Below are 14,465 nucleotides of genomic sequence, written 5' to 3'. Positions count from 1 at the left end.
CCTGAATGCCAAGATTCTCCCGCGCCCCGCCGCCCTCCGGGATCGGCGCGCGTTGTCCCTTCGGCGCGCCGCACCGCCCGCCGGAGGGAATGGGACATGTCGAAGCTCTTCATCGCCAACATCCGCTCGCCCGAGGGCGACAGGCCCCTGGTGACCGTCCGCGCATCCGCCGAGGGCGAGGCCAGACTGTTCCTGGCCGCCGCCTACCCGGACGACGAGGTGGTCGACGTGGTGGAGCCGAGCGACTGGACGAGCGACGCGGACACGGGTGCGAAGGATGGCGACGTGCGTGAACATGCGGGCGTCGCGTGGCAGGCCCCGTCGAGTCTCGCGCGGTAGGGCTCGCACCGGGGCCCGGCATCCCCCGGAGCCGCGCCGACGCGGTGCCGAGGGCAACCCGACGGTGCGTCGGAAAGCGCAGGCCGCGGCGTAACGGCCGACGCCGTCCCGCGTTGTCCTGCGACAGGTCGGTTCTGCAACAGCGCGAGCAGACGATCCCGAGACGACGTGAGGAGACGACCCATGGTCCTGCGATCCGAAGACCCGCCGGCACCCGGCAACATCGCCGTCGAAACGCCGCCGGATTCGCGAGAACCGACGACGGCGATGCTGAAGGCCGACATCGACAGCGGACGAACCGGCGACAAGGTGTCCCATTACGATCCCGGCCTGTCGCAGCTCGGCACCGACGATGAGGCCGCCGGAAACCCGCCCTCGGCCGAACGCGTCGCCCTGGCGCGCAAGGCCGAGGCGGCCGCGCCGCGCGTGCGCGACTCGGCGCAGCCGCACGGCCGGAACGCCTGGGTGATGCCGGCCTTCGTCGGGGTCGCCCTCCTCATCCCGACGGTGGTCGGCGTGTCGCTCTACCTGCTCCGCTAGGGGCGGCCGGCCGGAGGCGGCGCCGGGCGCGGATGTCGGGACCGGGGATCGTTCGCCGCGTCCGTCGCGACGGATCAGCGATTGCTTCCGCCCGCGCTGCTGTTCGGCACCGCCTGCTCGGGCCGGCCGGCGTTGCCGCCCGCTGCCGAATTGTTCGTGATCGTATCGGCGGCCGTCGCCCCGCGGGAGATGGTCCGGGTCGGGCGGTTGCCGGTGCTGTTGGGCGCGGTGACCACCCCGATCCCACGTTTCTTCGGGCGAGACCGTGCGTCCGCGCTCGTGCCCATCTGCACCAGGACGAGGGACGACAGCGCCAGGACACAGGTCGAAAGCATGAACGTCTTCATGGCTGCTCCTATCATGGAATGAAGCAACGCCATGCAGCGTTCAAATGTTCATCCCCGACCTTGCGCGCCGAACGCTTGCTCGTGGCAGTCATCGCCCATGGCGTGCGACGTGGCGGATGCCCCCGGCCGCGTGGCGGGTTCACGTCCGCCACCGTCCGAACGGGTGACGAGAGGGCGGATGCGAGTAAACCGAGGCGGGACACATCACGAGCAACGGGAGAACGCATGAGCACGCCTGAACCGACACGCCATCTGCCCGAGAGCCATCCGGGGCTGCACTATATGGAGTTCATGGCTCATGTGAGCCGTGCCCGCGACAGCAAGCGCTATCTCGAAGTCGGCGTCAGTCAGGGACACCTCATGTCCCAGATCCACACCCGAACGGCCATCGGCGTCGACCCGTCGTTCGACATCACCTTCAATGTTTCGCATGGCAAGACGATCGTGACCCTGGTCCAGGTGCCGAGCGACACCTTCTTTGCCGAGTACGATTACGCAGCCATGGCCGGCGGTCCGCCCGATCTCATTTTCCTCGACGGCATGCATACCTTCGAGTACCTGCTGCGGGATTTCTACAACGCCGAAGCCATCGCGTCGGATCGGACGTTGATCGTCCTGCACGATTGCCTGCCCCTCAATGCGGAAATGGCGGAGCGGAACGCCAAGGTGTCCGCCCAGCTCGGGGTGAACACCCGCTTCCCCTATCATTGGACCGGGGATGTCTGGAAGATCATTCCCATCCTGCAGACGTACCGGCCCGACCTTCGCCTCGTCTACGTCGACTGTCCTCCGACGGGCTTGGTCTGTGTCACGAACCTGAATCCTGCCTCGAAGACGCTCAAGACCCAGTACTTCGCGATCGTCGATGCGTTCAGGGCGCTCGGCAACGATCTCCCGGCGATCGATAACTTGTACGGCACCATCGACATCACGCCGTCGTCGCGGATCACGAACGATCACGACCTGACGCTCTACTTCGGGGGCTGACGGCGAAAAGCCCGCCCGGCTTTTGGCCGGACGGGCTCGGGTCCGAGACCCAACAACTGATCGGGCGCGGATCTCGGTGACCTCGCCGCAAAGTTGGCACGATCCCGGCGCGGATCGAAGCAACAATCCAGCAACAGATCCGAAAAACCGACCCGGCCGGGTCTGTGCCGTGCCGTGATCTTGGGGAAAAGCTCCGCCCCTGGGCGCCTCCCCTCGCCGGGGAAAGCAGTGAACGGCCCCGTTCAGTCGCGCTCAGCGCGATGTTCCGGGGCGCCCGAGCGCCGAACTCGGCCGTGCGTCCCAGTCTCGGCGCGGGCGATATCCCTACAAACAGGAGCGGTTCTCGGGCAGTGATGATTCAATTCAGTCGAATTTTATGCATTCGGCAATGAACTCCTAACGAAGCAAAGCTGATCCCTGATTAGACTAGTTGAACATTTCTACTCCTGCGCGTTATGTTCTCGCGTCGCTGGAGAAAGACAATGGCTTACCCTTCACTGCTCGACTCGCTTGGCCTCGCCGGAGCGCTGAAAACCCCCGTGGCCGATGTCGCCGCCTCGATCGGCGTCGGCCAACTCCTGAACGTCGATGGGAAACTCGCTCTGCTGGGCCCCAACGGCGTCGTGTCGGCCGTCGCCGATGTGGGGCTCCTCACCGGAGGCGAAGGGTCCGACGTGCTGTCCGTCGTCACGGGGACGGTCGGGTCCCTGCTCGGTCTCGGGGGCGACGACATCCTCAACGGCGGCCCGGGCGACGATACGCTCGACGGTGGATCGGGCAACGACAAGATCTACGGCGGACCCGGCAACGATCAACTCTTCGGCCGAACCGGTGACGATACCATCGAGGGCGGACCGGGAGACGATCAGCTCTACGGCGGCCAGGGGTCGGACTTGATTTCGGGCCAGGATGGCAACGACGTGATCTACGGCGGCGATGGACAGGCCGACCCGACCGACGCAGCGGATATCATCGACGGCGGCGCCGGAAACGACTCGATCTTCGCGAACGGCGGAAACGACACCGTCTACGGTGGGGCCGGGCGCGACCTGATCTTCGGCGGCGTCGGGGACGACACCCTCTACGGCGGGACCGGCCCCGGCGACGTCACGGACGAGGCCGATGTGATCGTCGGCGGCGAGGGAAGCGACACGATCTACGGCAATGCCGGCGACGATCTGATCTTCGGCGGCACCGGTTTCGTCAATCCCGAAGACACCGCCGACGTGATCTTCGGCGGTCTCGGCAACGACACGATCTACGGCAATGGCGGAGCCGACCGCATCTTCGGCAACGAAGGCAACGATATCCTCATCGGCGGCAAGGGCGACGACATCCTGACGGGTGGATCGGGCGCGGATCGGTTCGTGACCTTTGCGGGCGACAACGCCAATACGATCCTGGATTTCAACGCTGCGGAAGGCGACCGGCTCGATTTCGCCGGCCAGGCCTTCAACGCCATCGCGACGTCGGCCGGAACCCAGGTCGTGTTCGAGGATGGTGGCAGCCTGCTGCTGGTCGGGGTGAGTGGGTTCAGCTACGATTTCTTCGCCTAAGGGTTGAGCGGCTACCCGGAGGGTCGGCGGGGGCATCGCGTCCCGCCGTAATCCTGCCGAATGCGGACCGCCGTCGCGCGTCGTGATCCGGCCGGATCGCGGCGCTCGATCCATGTCGGGCCATGCTCCCGACGAGCCGGGCGTCCCACCGGCAACGCGTTGGCCGATGTCGGGAGCGGTGCACTGATCCTCCCCCGCTTTCACGGACACCTTTGATACGCTCCTTGCGGGCCGGGAAGGTGTTTGAGGGCCAAGACGAGACGCGAGTTCACCCCCGAGTTCAAACGCGAGGCGGTGGCCCTGCTGGACAGCAGCGGCCGGCCGCAGATGCAGATCGCAGCCGAGCTCTGGATCCAACCCTCAATGCTGGTGCCGTGGCGCTCGGCGCTGATGGGTGGCTCCCCACCACCGCGGATAGCAGGGTCACCGGGAGCCGCGCCTACGAGCCCGGTGGCGTCCCCCTCCGACCAAGCCGCTGAGATCGCCCGTCTGCGGCGTGAACTCGACCGGACGCGCATGGAGCGCGACGTCCTAAAAAATGCGATCGGCAGCTTCGCGCAGATGCCCAAGTGACGTTTGCCTTCATCGAGCAGCATGCGAGCACCTGGCCGGTGCGTCTCATGTGCCGCGTGCTCGAAGTCCCCCCGAGCAGCTATTACGGCTGGCGATTACGCCCCGAGAGTGCCCGGTCAGCGTCGAACCGTCAGCTCTTGGCCGACGTCCAGCGTATCCATGCCGGGCATCTCAGGCGCTACGGCTCACCTCGGGTGCACGCGGCCTTGCGCGCGGAGGGCCGAACAGCCAGTCGCGGACGCGTGGAGCGCCTCATGCGCCGCCAAGGCATCCGGGCCTNAGGCGCTACGGCTCACCTCGGGTGCACGCGGCCTTGCGCGCGGAGGGCCGAACAGCCAGTCGCGGACGCGTGGAGCGCCTCATGCGCCGCCAAGGCATCCGGGCCCTGGCTGGGCGTCGGTTCCGGCCCTGCACGACCGACAGCCGTCACGATCTGCCGGTCGCACCCGACCTCCTCAAGCAGCTCTTCTCGGCTGCCCTGCCCAACACGGTCTGGCTGGCGGACATCACCGATCTGCCCACCGGCGAGGGCTGGCTCCACCTGGCCGCCATACTCGATCTCGCCACCCGCAAGAGCGTTGGTTGGTCCATGCGCGATCATATGCGGACCGAGCTGACATCGGCCGCCTTGACGATGGCCACCCAACGGCAGCGACCGGGGGTCGGCCTCATCTGTCACTCGGATCGCGGCAGCCAATACGCGGCAGAAGCCTACCGAAACCAGCTCGCCGACACGCGGGCGACACCCTCCATGAGCCGAACGGGCTGCTGTTGCGACAACGCCCCGATGGAGAGCTTCTTCCACACCCTCAAGGTCGAACTCGTCCACCAGCGCCGATGGGCGACCCGGGACGAGGCCCGACGCGACCTGTTCGCCTCCATCGAAGGCTACGACAATCGGCAGCGCATCCACTCGGCCCTCGGTTACAGCACACCCAAGCAGGGCGAGCGGAACGCGAGCAGTACTCCTCGTCGTCCGCCTTGCCCCAGACCGGCACCGGCGCCGAGGGCGAGGGGCACACGTCCGAAGACGTGCTCACCCGGACACCTGCTCACCGCGATCGTTTCATAGATGTCCGGAATGAGCTCCGATCGGTGTGCCTCTAAATTAAAGTGTCAATAGTCGATGAGGTTTCTTTTCTGTAGCACTTTGATATATTCTGGATCTTGGCCCTCGAAAATCCCCTCGCCTTCCAGCATATAGGCTCGCAAAAAGGGGTCGACAGCAACATCTTCATGGCCTGAATCTACATTACAAGCCCCGATACTAAACAAGACAAACGGATTGACTGCGCCATCAGCGCACCGTGCGGCGTTCTGAAAACTGTCGAGCGCTGCCGCGATCTCACCTTTCGCGCGAAAAGCGTCTCCAATAGACGCGTGCAGCCACAAGGCAGCATCCCATTGCGCTTGAGGTGGAGGCAGCAGGCGAAGCGCTTGTTGCCAAACGACCACAGCAGCATCATAGAGACCGGCCTGCATGTGCGTATTGCCGCACTCGGACAAATCTTCCACGTCTTTAAAGATTGCGTCAGGCAACAGACTATCCACGGCGCTGCGCTCTTTGTTTTAAGAACCATTCAAGGTGATTGATATTTTCACCTCTAAACCCATTTCGACCCTCGCGATTATAGATCTTTTCAAAAATAGTGTAGGCATTATTATCGTCGCCAAGTGAACGCCAAACGCTTCCTTCCAGCATATTCACAAAATGGTTGTTGTGCTCACTATCTGCATATGCCTCGTAAGTGAGTTGCAGCCAAGCCTTAACCTGATCGATATCACGCTTCGCTGTAAATTTGCGTAACATACCTCGCGCAATAATCTGTGGATAAAAATCCCAAGACGCTTTGGGCTCAGGTAGAATATCCCAGGCAACTTGGCCTTGTGTAAGTGATTGATTTAAATCTCCTCCACGTTCAGCCTCTCCCGATTGCTGAAGAAGTTCGTCGAGCTTCACGATGACATCTTTAGATAATACGGGATCACTCGGCATGGGCACTTTTACCTCGATGGTGGGAGATAACATGAGGTGCTTGATCCGTTTCTAGGTATATTAAAGAGATTATGTTCGAACATTTTTGCCGTTCAATAATCGTAAGACATCGTTATCAAACGAGTCCTAAAACTCAGCAAAATTTGGGGCAGAGATAGCCACTCAATCATTTTAAACCTCGCTGAATTACTATTTAGAAATTTTAATCTGCTTGCATTCCTATAAAAGTCCAGTTATCGTAAGTGTCCCAAAATTCCATTTCCTCCAACGGCTCAGTGTCGTCAAGCCAAAGTATTAAAGCGAGGGGATTATTATTAAATGTACTATCGACATTCACATACCCCTTTCCTTTGCCGCCACTGTTAAATATAAGCTCATAAGACGAATTCTTGTATTTTTCTGCGACTTCCGAAGAAGGAGCGGTCCAATATTCATATTCGTCTTCTCCGAGCGGCAAAATCTCTGACTGTGGCATGAGTCCGCCCATCGAAAGAAAGTCAGAAAAACCATTCAGTTTAGAATAGAAATCACCAACGCTCCCGCCAAATTTGCTGCCCGCATGCGGCTCAAAACTCCGATATGAAAATATTTTACCATTCATAGCCCGGTCGGCGACAAGAATATTGCCTATTTTTTCAATAAAAATAACATAGGCGTCGATTGTCGTCTCTCTGAGATGGGCTTGTGTTTTGGGCATGTGTCTGAATATATCGACAAATAAACTGTTAGGATTTTTTAACCGGGTATTTTTGTCGTTATTTGCCAAGCTCTGCCATAATTTTGGTAATTTTTGAGAATTTGTATCTCCATCTATTATTTGATAGAAGTTTTTTCCATAAGATTTTTCAAGATATTCTGAGTTCATCTTTGTGCCTTTCGTGGCTGGCAGTGAACGCTGTTGACTTTACTGGCCCGTGAGCAGATCGTAGATCTACCCCTACAATTGTGGTGTTAATTCGTTGGATCGTTGAATCATTTGCTGTCTTAACTTAAGGTTTATTAGGGTGTGAACCGAACTAAGGTGGTGCGAGCGCTCTCGTTTCGTGATTCTGAGACGCTGTTTGCAGCATGGAGGCGGCGATGGCAGACCTGTTCTGGCTTTCCGACGAGCAGTGGGCGGTGATGGAGCCGTCCATGGCCACGAACCAGCCCGGGCCAGAGCGGAACGATGATCGGCAAGTCATCTCGCTGCGCGGTCCTTCGGTTCCGGCATCCTCCACGTGCTCACCTCAGGCTGCCGCTGGCGCGACTGCCCAGACGCTTATGGTCCACGCACGACCGTCTACAACCGCTTCGATCGCTGGTCCCGTCGCGGCTTCTGGCGGGCGATGTCGAGGGCGCTGGCCAAGAGCGGATGGGCGGGCGAGGCGGCCGCCATCGACAGCACCGACGTCAAGGCCCACCGCTCGGCGCATGGCGGTAAAGGGGGGCTCGTGTGCAAGTCATCGGCCCGTCACGCGGGGGCCAGACGACAAAGATCCACGTTCTCACCGATGTCCTCGGCCGCCCCGGCGTCCTCCTGCTGACGCCGGGCAACGCCAGCGACGTCACCGCCGCCCCAGCCGTGCTCGCCGAGGCTCCCGGTCGGATCCGTCGTCTGGCCGCCGACAAGTGCTACGATGCCGACTGGCTCCGGGCCAGCCTACGGGAAAAAGGCATCACGCCGATCATCCCCGGCAAGCGCGGCCGCAAGCGGAAGATCCGCCACGACAAACGCCGCTACCGCGAACGCTGGCGGATTGAAGCGACCTTCAACCGCTTCGAGGACTTCCGTCGCATCGCCACCCGCTACGACAAGCTGGCCCGAAACTACGCCTCGGCCATCGCACTCGCTGCCGTCATCGCTTTCTGGTGCTGATCGAGTCCAGACCCTGGATTGCCATGGGTGTTCCCGAAAGCTGCCATCGGGCAACTTCGGCTCGGGGGTGGGAGCCGGACCCTGGCCCTTCGCCCGGAACCGGACGTTCCGCCTCCAACCCGAATGCATCAGCCGGCGACGTCTGCGGACGCGAGGCCCATCGCCTCCCGGCGGGCGAAAGCCCAGTCGATCAGCGCCTCGATGGATGGCCCGAGCGCAACCCCCATTGCGCTGAGAGCATACTCGACCTTCGGCGGCACCTGAGGGTAGACCGTCCGGGTGACGATGCCGTCCTTCTCCAACTCCTTGAGCTGCTGGATCAGCATCTTCTGGTTCACGCCCTCGATCCGCTTCTCCAGCTCCGAGAACCGTAGCGGCACCTTTGCGGCAAAGAGCTGGACGATGATGACGATCTTCCACTTGCCCTCCAGCACCCGCAGGGTCTCGCTGGTCGCCGCCGCCCACACGAGCTGCTGCTTCGGGTCCTCGCAGAACCAATCGCGCCCCGCATTCATACTAACCTCCAGGTGGGCTACCCACCTTTTGGTAGGTTCTTGCTGATCTCTCTACCTACCCATAGTTCCTGCTGCATCGCAACCGACGCGTTCAGGGAACAGGGCATGAAGATCGGCATCATCGGTATCGGACATATCGGCAAGTCCCTGGTCACGAAGCTCAGCGCGGCCGGGCACGATGTGAAGGTGGCCAACTCACGCGGTCCCGAGACCATCGGGGCCGACATACTTTCGTCGGGCGCCCGCGCCGTCACGGCACAGGATGCCGTCGCGGATGTCGACGTCGTCATCCTCTCCATCCCGCCGACCGGTATCCGGAAGATCACCCCTCTGATCCGGGCGATACCCGACAAGACCGTCGTCATCGACACCTCGAACTACTACCCGATGCGCGACGGGGCCATCGACGCCATAGAGGCGGGCCAGGTCGAGAGCCTGTGGGTCTCCGAGCAACTCGGACGGCCCATCGTCAAGGCCTGGAACGCCATCGGTTCGGGCTCGCTGGCCGAGAAGGGTTCACCCTCCGGAACGCCGGGACGCATCGCCATCCCGGTCGCGGCCGACCGCGAGGAAGACCGCCGCGTCGGCCTGCGTCTCGTTGAGGAGACCGGCTTCGACGCCTTCGACGCGGGGTCCCTGGCGGAGTCGTGGCGCCAGCAACCCGGGGCGCCGGGCTACTGCACGGATCTGACGCGTGACGAGATGCCAGGCGCACTCGCGGCAGCCGAAAGGGCCCGCCTGCCCAAGCGGCGCGACCTCGTGGTGGCGGTGGTCCAGGAGCGCGTCGGCGACGGCCGGACCAATCCGGACGCCGAGTTCGGCGTTCGCGTCGCGCGTGCGATCTGCCTCTGACATCTGACCGGTGCACGCAAGATAAGGAAACGACCCATGACCCGCGTTGTACGCTTTCACGAATACGGTTCCGCAGATGTGCTGCGAATCGAGGACATCGAGGTTCCCGGGCCTGCCGCCGATGAGGTGCAGATTGCGGTTCGCGCAATCGGCCTCAACCGTGCGGAGGTGATGTTCCGCAAGGGCGCCTACCTGCAGGAAGCGAACTTCCCCTCGCAGCTCGGCTACGAAGCCGCCGGTACGGTCAAGGCGACGGGCCGCGACGTGTCCGGGTTCGCCGAGGGCGATGCCGTCAGCGTCATCCCGACCCTCGATATGTCGCGTTGGCCCACCTACGGCGAGGTCATCAACATTCCCGCGCGTTCCGTCGTGAAGCATCCGGCCGCCCTGTCGTTCGAGCAGGCCGCCGCGTCCTGGATGCAGTACGTCACCGCCTGGGGCGCTCTCATCGATCAGGCGAAACTCACCGCCGGCGATGTCGTCATCGTATCGGCGGCGTCGAGCAGCGTCGGCATCGCGGCGTTCCAGATCGCCCGCAGCGTCGGGGCGACGGTGATCGCGACCACCCGCACGAACGCCAAGGCGCAGGCGCTGCTCGATGCCGGCGCGCACCATGTGATCGCCACGGACGGGGGCGACCTGGCGGCGCGCGTGAAGGACATCACCGGGGGCAAGGGGGCCCGCGTAGTGTTCGATCCGATCGGTGGCCCTGCCATCGCGCAGTTTGCCGAAGTCATGGCCGTGGGCGGCATTCTCTTGGAGTACGGCGCCCTGAGCCCGGACGAGGGTCCGTTCCCGCAGTTCTCCGTGCTCGGCAAGAGCCTGACCCTGAAGGGATACCTCTACACCGAGATCGTCGGCGACGACGCGGCGCTTGCCCGTGCGAAGGCCTTCATCCTGGAGGGACTGGAAAGCGGCAAGCTCGATCCGCTGGTGTCGCGGACCTTCCCGTTCGACCGGATCCGGGAGGCGACCCAATTCCTCGAATCCAACGAGCAGATCGGCAAGATCGTCCTCACGCTCGATTGATGGCGCGGATGCCGGGTTCCCCGGAGTTCGGCATCGCATCCCTCGCCAGCGTTCGGCTGTCCCACCGCTGCATCACGGTGGAGAATGGCCTGACGCTGCATCGGTACTGGACGAATGCACGCGCTGCCTGCCCGAAGAAGGCGTCCTGCACGACGGGCAAGGAGCGGCGGGTGACGCGGTGGGAGCATGAAGACGTGCTATGGCGCTTCAGGTCCTGGCCTAAAATCTGACGCGCGGTCTCAACATTCTGGGAAGCCGCAAACTCTCGGCGGACGATCCCCCACCTGAGCGCGGGCTTCGATCGTCCGCCGAATAGGCCGGGAAGCCGTCCAGGGGAGCTCGAACCAAAACCGGCCGTTTCCCGACCGTAGGAACCCGTTCGACGCGATGAACACCCCCTGCTCGCCAGACCGGGACGTCACCCAACCGCAAAAGCCCTCACCTCCGGAATTTGACACGGCCTTGGACCCAACCCGGACGTTCAACAATGCCGTCGCATCGCCCGGAGCCTGCCATCCGAACTCGTGGCGAACGATTGACCGAGGCTGGCACGCCGTAGACGGTACGGCACTCTCTGAGCTGTAAGGACCACGGAGCTGTAAGGAAAACGCGTGCGTGCCGAATGAACATTGTTGATGCGCATATCGCATCCTGGCGTAGTTCGCCCCTTGGCGAGCGGGCGACGGGAGAGGCGTGGGATATCGTGGCCAACGCGGCAGGTTTGGTCACAGGAATTCTGGCGACACTCGACGCGGATTACGAGATCGAGGGCGACATCGCCGTTCATCGCACGACCACGGTCGAGACCGGTGCCGTGATGAAGGGCCCCTGATCGTCGGGCCAAATTGCCTTGTTGCAGCGGCATGCTTGATCAGGGGCGGATGCTGGATCGACAGCGACTGCATCGTGGGGCCCGGAGCTGAACTCAAGACGACCCTCATGTTCCGAGGGTCGAAGCTCGCTCATTTCAACTTCGTTGGGGGACAGCATTCTCGGCAGTGATATCAATCTCGAAGCCGGCTCGATTATCGCGAATTACCGGAACGATTTGGCCGACCCTCGCCTCCGGATCAACTATAGCGGCAAGACGATAGAATCGGACACGCTGAAGTTCGGCGCGCTCGTCGGAGATGGGTGCCGCATCGGCGCGAACGCGGTTGTCGCCCCTGGTGCCATCCTTGCTCCCAGGACGGTCGTACCCCGCCTCGGATTGATCGATCAGCGCACACGCTCATGAGCGTCCCGAAAGCCAGCCGACGACGATCCAACCTCGGCGGACTCTGGCGTACGGAACGCTCATCCCCTTGGGCCGAAGAGGATCACGGCCATGCCTGCGACGCAGATAGCCCCGCCGCTCAAGTCCCAGCGGTCGGGCTGATGTCCCTCGGCAAGCCAGAGCCACAAGATCGAGGCTGCGATGTAGACGCCGCCGTAGGCGGCGTAAGTGCGCCCGGCCGCCTCGCTATCGACCAGTGTCAGCAAGTAGGCGAACAGCCCGAGCGAGACCATTCCCGGCGCGATCCACCACACCGACTTGTCGAGGCGCAGCCAAGCCCAGAAGGCGAAGCACCCGGCGATTTCAGCGAGCGCTGCGCCCGCGTAAGCGAAGAACGTGACCATACCGCCTTCTCACAGATCGTCCCGGTAAGCGGTAGGTCCGCTTTCCACCCGACCGGTCGCAGAGTGGACGGACGGGTCCCGACCCGACCCAGTCGTTCGGGTTATCTGACCCGACGCCCGGGAGCGGACGCTGAGCGAGACACCGCCTGTCCGCCATGGATCGCGGCGCTCCACAAGCGGTCGCGCTTACTTGCCGCCCGTCACGTCGAGGAAGGTACCGGTGACGAACGAGGCCTCTGGGCCGGCCAGCCAGAGGATCGCTCGCGCGACCTCCTCGGGCTCGCCACCCCCTCCCATTGGAATGCTGTCCTTCACGCGATCCACGCGCCCGGCTTCGCCGCCACTCGCGTGCATCTTGGTGTAGATGTGGCCGGGCCGCACGCAGTTCCTCCGAATGCCATCGCGCACGACCTCCTTTGCGAAGACGATCGCCATGGTCTCGACTGCGCCCTTTGAGGACGCGTAGTCCACGGACTCGCTGGGACTGCCGAGGCGAGCGGAGGCCGAGGAGACATTGACCACCGCGCCCCCACGCCCGCCATGGCGATGCGACATGCGCTTCACGGCTTGCTGCGCGCAGAGGATCGGGCCGATTGCATTCACCGAGAAGACGCGCCGCAGGCGCTCATGGTCCAGGTCTTCGAAGCGAGATGGTCGTGCGATCATGGCGGAATTGTCGACGAGGACATCAAGCCCACCGAACCGGCGGTCGACGCGGTCGAACATCCGCGAGACCTCGGCGGGATCGGCGCTGTCGGCTCGTACGGCGATCGCGCCTCGACGCTCCATCTCGATCGCAGCGCTCAGGTCCTCAGCCGCCGCGTCGTTCGACAGGTAGCTGAAGGCGACGTCGTAGCCGCGCCGTGCCGCAAGACGCACGGTCGCGGTCCCGATGCCACGGCCGCCGGTGATCGGCATCACGGGTGCAGTTCGTGCGGCGTCAGGTGCGTCAGAGGCATCCGAGCGGTCGCCATCGGTGGCATCGGGGTTTTGAACGGAGTTCATGGTTTCCGCGCGAGGTGCGGCGACAGAACGAGCATGATCGGGACGACGGCGAAGGCCGTGACCGCGGCCGCGACGGCGGCCCAGCGCGGTCCGACCGCATCGCCCAGCGGGCCGTAGAGCAGGGGCGTCGCGACCGCGCTGCCGCCGAGCGTCCAGGTGTAGAAGACCGCGAAGGCGCGCTCGACGCGACCGTGCGGCGCGAGTTCCGGCACGGTGCCGTAGAGCACGGAGGACGTTCCGTTCAGCATCAGGCCGAGGAGGGGCAGCACCGCGAGGGTTGGGGCGAGCGGGAGCGCGACGACCAGCAGGATCGCCACCGCCGTGCCCGCCTCGGAGAGGATCACGCAGCGCGTCACCCCGAAGCGCTCCCCGAGCCGGCCGAAGATCGCCTTGCCCAGCGCACCGCCGACGGCCGCGAGGCCAAACGCGACGCCCACCGTCGCCAGGACCGCCCCCTTCTCCTGCAGCAGGAACGGCAGGTAGAGGAGAAAAGCCGGGCGGGCGGCATTGTCGAGCATGCCGACGGCGACGAGGAGCCCGAAGCCGGTCCGGTCCGTCGAGCCGGTGCCGGGCACGGCCGCGTGCGGGCGCGCCGGCGCTTCCCCGCGCGGGACGGGCTCGCGGGGCAGCAGGGTGGCGACCCCGAATGCGACGACGACCCCGAGGCCGGCGGCGAGCCAGAGCACGAGGCGCCAGTCGAGGTGGGTGAGGAGAAGCCCGGCGAGTGCGGGCAGCGCCGCCTTTCCGAGATCGCCGGCGAAGTTGTAGGTGCCGAGTGGCCCCCTCGCCCCCGTCCCATAGGTCCGGGCGATCACCGCCGAGGCGAGGGGATGCTGGGTGCTGCTGCCCGCGCCGGAGAGCGCCAGGGCGACGCAAAGGCCGGTGACACCGCCCGAGGCGCCGGCCAGCGCGTAGCCGCCCGCACCCAGCAACGTGCCAAGAACCAGAACCGCGCGCGCCCCGAGCGTCCGAGCCAGGGCCGTGGCGGGCATCTGCAGGCCGGCCAGCGCGCCGACATAGAGCGAGCGCACCAGCGCAAGGTCGACGTAGCCGAGGCCGAACTCCACCTGCCAGACCGGCAGCAGCACGTAGATCAGGTCCGTGTAGCCGTCGTGCAGGGCGTGGTTGACGCCGATCGTCGCGAGGGTGCGCGTCCGCCGGGGCGCGCGGGTGTCGCCCGCCCCATCCGTCGCGCCCGTGGCCCGCCCGTCCGGTTCCGCCGTGGTCGTCATCGCTCATCCTTCCACG

16 protein-coding genes and 4 pseudogenes are annotated in these 14,465 nt (G+C 63.9%); 12 read left to right on the top strand and 8 right to left on the bottom strand.

Annotation, left to right across the window (positions count from 1 at the left end):
- Positions 1-96 precede the first annotated feature (96 nt).
- Together ASG60_RS15050 and ASG60_RS15045 are read left to right on the top strand one after the other, a co-directional pair.
- Positions 97-339 carry a hypothetical protein gene (locus ASG60_RS15050; RefSeq protein ID WP_056176480.1) on the top strand — a complete coding sequence of 81 codons (243 nt, stop codon included), beginning with the start codon at positions 97-99 and terminating at the stop codon, positions 337-339.
- A gap of 183 nt (positions 340-522) precedes the next feature.
- Positions 523-879, top strand: a complete 357-nt coding sequence (locus ASG60_RS15045) for a hypothetical protein (RefSeq protein ID WP_056360546.1) — start codon at positions 523-525, stop codon at positions 877-879.
- 74 nt (positions 880-953) lie between these two features.
- On the opposite strand, the gene ASG60_RS15040 is transcribed toward ASG60_RS15045, so the two are convergent.
- On the bottom strand, positions 954-1,226 hold the full coding sequence (locus tag ASG60_RS15040; protein WP_056386433.1) for a hypothetical protein: 273 nt from the start codon (positions 1,224-1,226) through the stop codon (positions 954-956).
- 60 nt (positions 1,227-1,286) lie between these two features.
- Between ASG60_RS15040 and ASG60_RS15035 the strand changes: the two genes are divergently transcribed.
- The 4 genes and pseudogenes from ASG60_RS15035 to ASG60_RS23565 form a co-directional block, all read left to right on the top strand.
- Positions 1,287-2,213, top strand: a complete 927-nt coding sequence (locus ASG60_RS15035; protein WP_162244802.1) for a class I SAM-dependent methyltransferase — start codon at positions 1,287-1,289, stop codon at positions 2,211-2,213.
- A 482-nt stretch (positions 2,214-2,695) separates the two neighbouring features.
- The gene (locus ASG60_RS15030) at positions 2,696-3,769 is read left to right on the top strand and encodes a calcium-binding protein (protein WP_056266444.1); all 1,074 of its coding nucleotides are present in this window, start codon (positions 2,696-2,698) and stop codon (positions 3,767-3,769) included.
- Positions 3,770-4,012: 243 nt separating this feature from the next.
- Positions 4,013-4,621 (top strand): annotated as a pseudogene (locus ASG60_RS23570) (IS3 family transposase); the annotation flags it as partial.
- A gap of 1 nt (position 4,622) precedes the next feature.
- Positions 4,623-5,294 (top strand): annotated as a pseudogene (locus ASG60_RS23565) (IS3 family transposase); the annotation flags it as partial.
- A gap of 164 nt (positions 5,295-5,458) precedes the next feature.
- On the opposite strand, the gene ASG60_RS22900 reads toward ASG60_RS23565, so the two are convergent.
- The 3 genes from ASG60_RS22900 to ASG60_RS22890 all read right to left on the bottom strand — a co-directional run bounded on the left by ASG60_RS22900 (position 5,459) and on the right by ASG60_RS22890 (position 7,203).
- On the bottom strand, positions 5,459-5,893 hold the full coding sequence (locus tag ASG60_RS22900; RefSeq protein WP_156398920.1) for a tetratricopeptide repeat protein: 435 nt from the start codon (positions 5,891-5,893) through the stop codon (positions 5,459-5,461).
- Positions 5,886-6,371: a hypothetical protein gene (locus ASG60_RS22895; RefSeq protein WP_156398919.1), complete on the bottom strand. Its 486-nt coding sequence runs from the start codon at positions 6,369-6,371 to the stop codon at positions 5,886-5,888. The genes ASG60_RS22900 and ASG60_RS22895 overlap by 8 nt, the downstream gene beginning before the upstream one ends.
- Before the next feature lie 169 nt (positions 6,372-6,540).
- Positions 6,541-7,203 (bottom strand): hypothetical protein, encoded by a 663-nt coding sequence (locus tag ASG60_RS22890; RefSeq protein ID WP_156398918.1) that lies wholly within the window; start codon positions 7,201-7,203, stop codon positions 6,541-6,543.
- Between the two features lie 215 nt (positions 7,204-7,418).
- On the opposite strand from ASG60_RS22890, the pseudogene ASG60_RS22155 reads away from it, so the two are divergent.
- Positions 7,419-8,196 (top strand): annotated as a pseudogene (locus tag ASG60_RS22155) (IS5 family transposase).
- Between the two features lie 128 nt (positions 8,197-8,324).
- Here ASG60_RS22155 and ASG60_RS15010 read toward each other — a convergent pair.
- On the bottom strand, positions 8,325-8,711 hold the full coding sequence (locus ASG60_RS15010) for a helix-turn-helix domain-containing protein (RefSeq protein ID WP_056176495.1): 387 nt from the start codon (positions 8,709-8,711) through the stop codon (positions 8,325-8,327).
- 105 nt (positions 8,712-8,816) lie between these two features.
- Here ASG60_RS15010 and ASG60_RS15005 point away from each other — a divergent pair, with 105 nt between their 5' ends.
- From ASG60_RS15005 to ASG60_RS23550, 5 genes and pseudogenes are all read left to right on the top strand, one after another.
- The gene (locus ASG60_RS15005) at positions 8,817-9,563 is read left to right on the top strand and encodes an NAD(P)-binding domain-containing protein (protein ID WP_056267973.1); all 747 of its coding nucleotides are present in this window, start codon (positions 8,817-8,819) and stop codon (positions 9,561-9,563) included.
- 36 nt (positions 9,564-9,599) lie between these two features.
- Positions 9,600-10,592, top strand: a complete 993-nt coding sequence (locus ASG60_RS15000) for a zinc-dependent alcohol dehydrogenase family protein (RefSeq protein ID WP_056305511.1) — start codon at positions 9,600-9,602, stop codon at positions 10,590-10,592.
- A 53-nt stretch (positions 10,593-10,645) separates the two neighbouring features.
- Positions 10,646-10,792: pseudogene (locus tag ASG60_RS23560) on the top strand (IS5/IS1182 family transposase); the annotation flags it as partial.
- A 503-nt stretch (positions 10,793-11,295) separates the two neighbouring features.
- Complete coding sequence (locus ASG60_RS23780; protein WP_277996240.1) at positions 11,296-11,424, top strand: hypothetical protein; 129 nt, start codon at positions 11,296-11,298, stop codon at positions 11,422-11,424.
- A gap of 144 nt (positions 11,425-11,568) precedes the next feature.
- Complete coding sequence (locus ASG60_RS23550; RefSeq protein WP_244476704.1) at positions 11,569-11,829, top strand: hypothetical protein; 261 nt, start codon at positions 11,569-11,571, stop codon at positions 11,827-11,829.
- Positions 11,830-11,888: 59 nt separating this feature from the next.
- Here ASG60_RS23550 and ASG60_RS14985 read toward each other — a convergent pair whose 3' ends face one another.
- The 3 genes from ASG60_RS14985 to ASG60_RS14975 form a co-directional block, all read right to left on the bottom strand.
- Positions 11,889-12,212 (bottom strand): YnfA family protein, encoded by a 324-nt coding sequence (locus tag ASG60_RS14985; RefSeq protein WP_056267980.1) that lies wholly within the window; start codon positions 12,210-12,212, stop codon positions 11,889-11,891.
- Between the two features lie 186 nt (positions 12,213-12,398).
- Positions 12,399-13,217 (bottom strand): SDR family oxidoreductase, encoded by an 819-nt coding sequence (locus tag ASG60_RS14980; protein WP_200947678.1) that lies wholly within the window; start codon positions 13,215-13,217, stop codon positions 12,399-12,401.
- Positions 13,214-14,449 (bottom strand): MFS transporter, encoded by a 1,236-nt coding sequence (locus ASG60_RS14975; protein ID WP_056386422.1) that lies wholly within the window; start codon positions 14,447-14,449, stop codon positions 13,214-13,216. The genes ASG60_RS14980 and ASG60_RS14975 overlap by 4 nt, the downstream gene beginning before the upstream one ends.
- Between the last annotated feature and the right edge of the window lie 16 nt (positions 14,450-14,465).

Source organism: Methylobacterium sp. Leaf469, assembly GCF_001424745.1.
In the GTDB taxonomy this organism is placed as follows: Bacteria; Pseudomonadota; Alphaproteobacteria; order Rhizobiales; family Beijerinckiaceae; genus Methylobacterium.
This window is presented reverse-complemented; position numbering and strand designations above follow the sequence as displayed.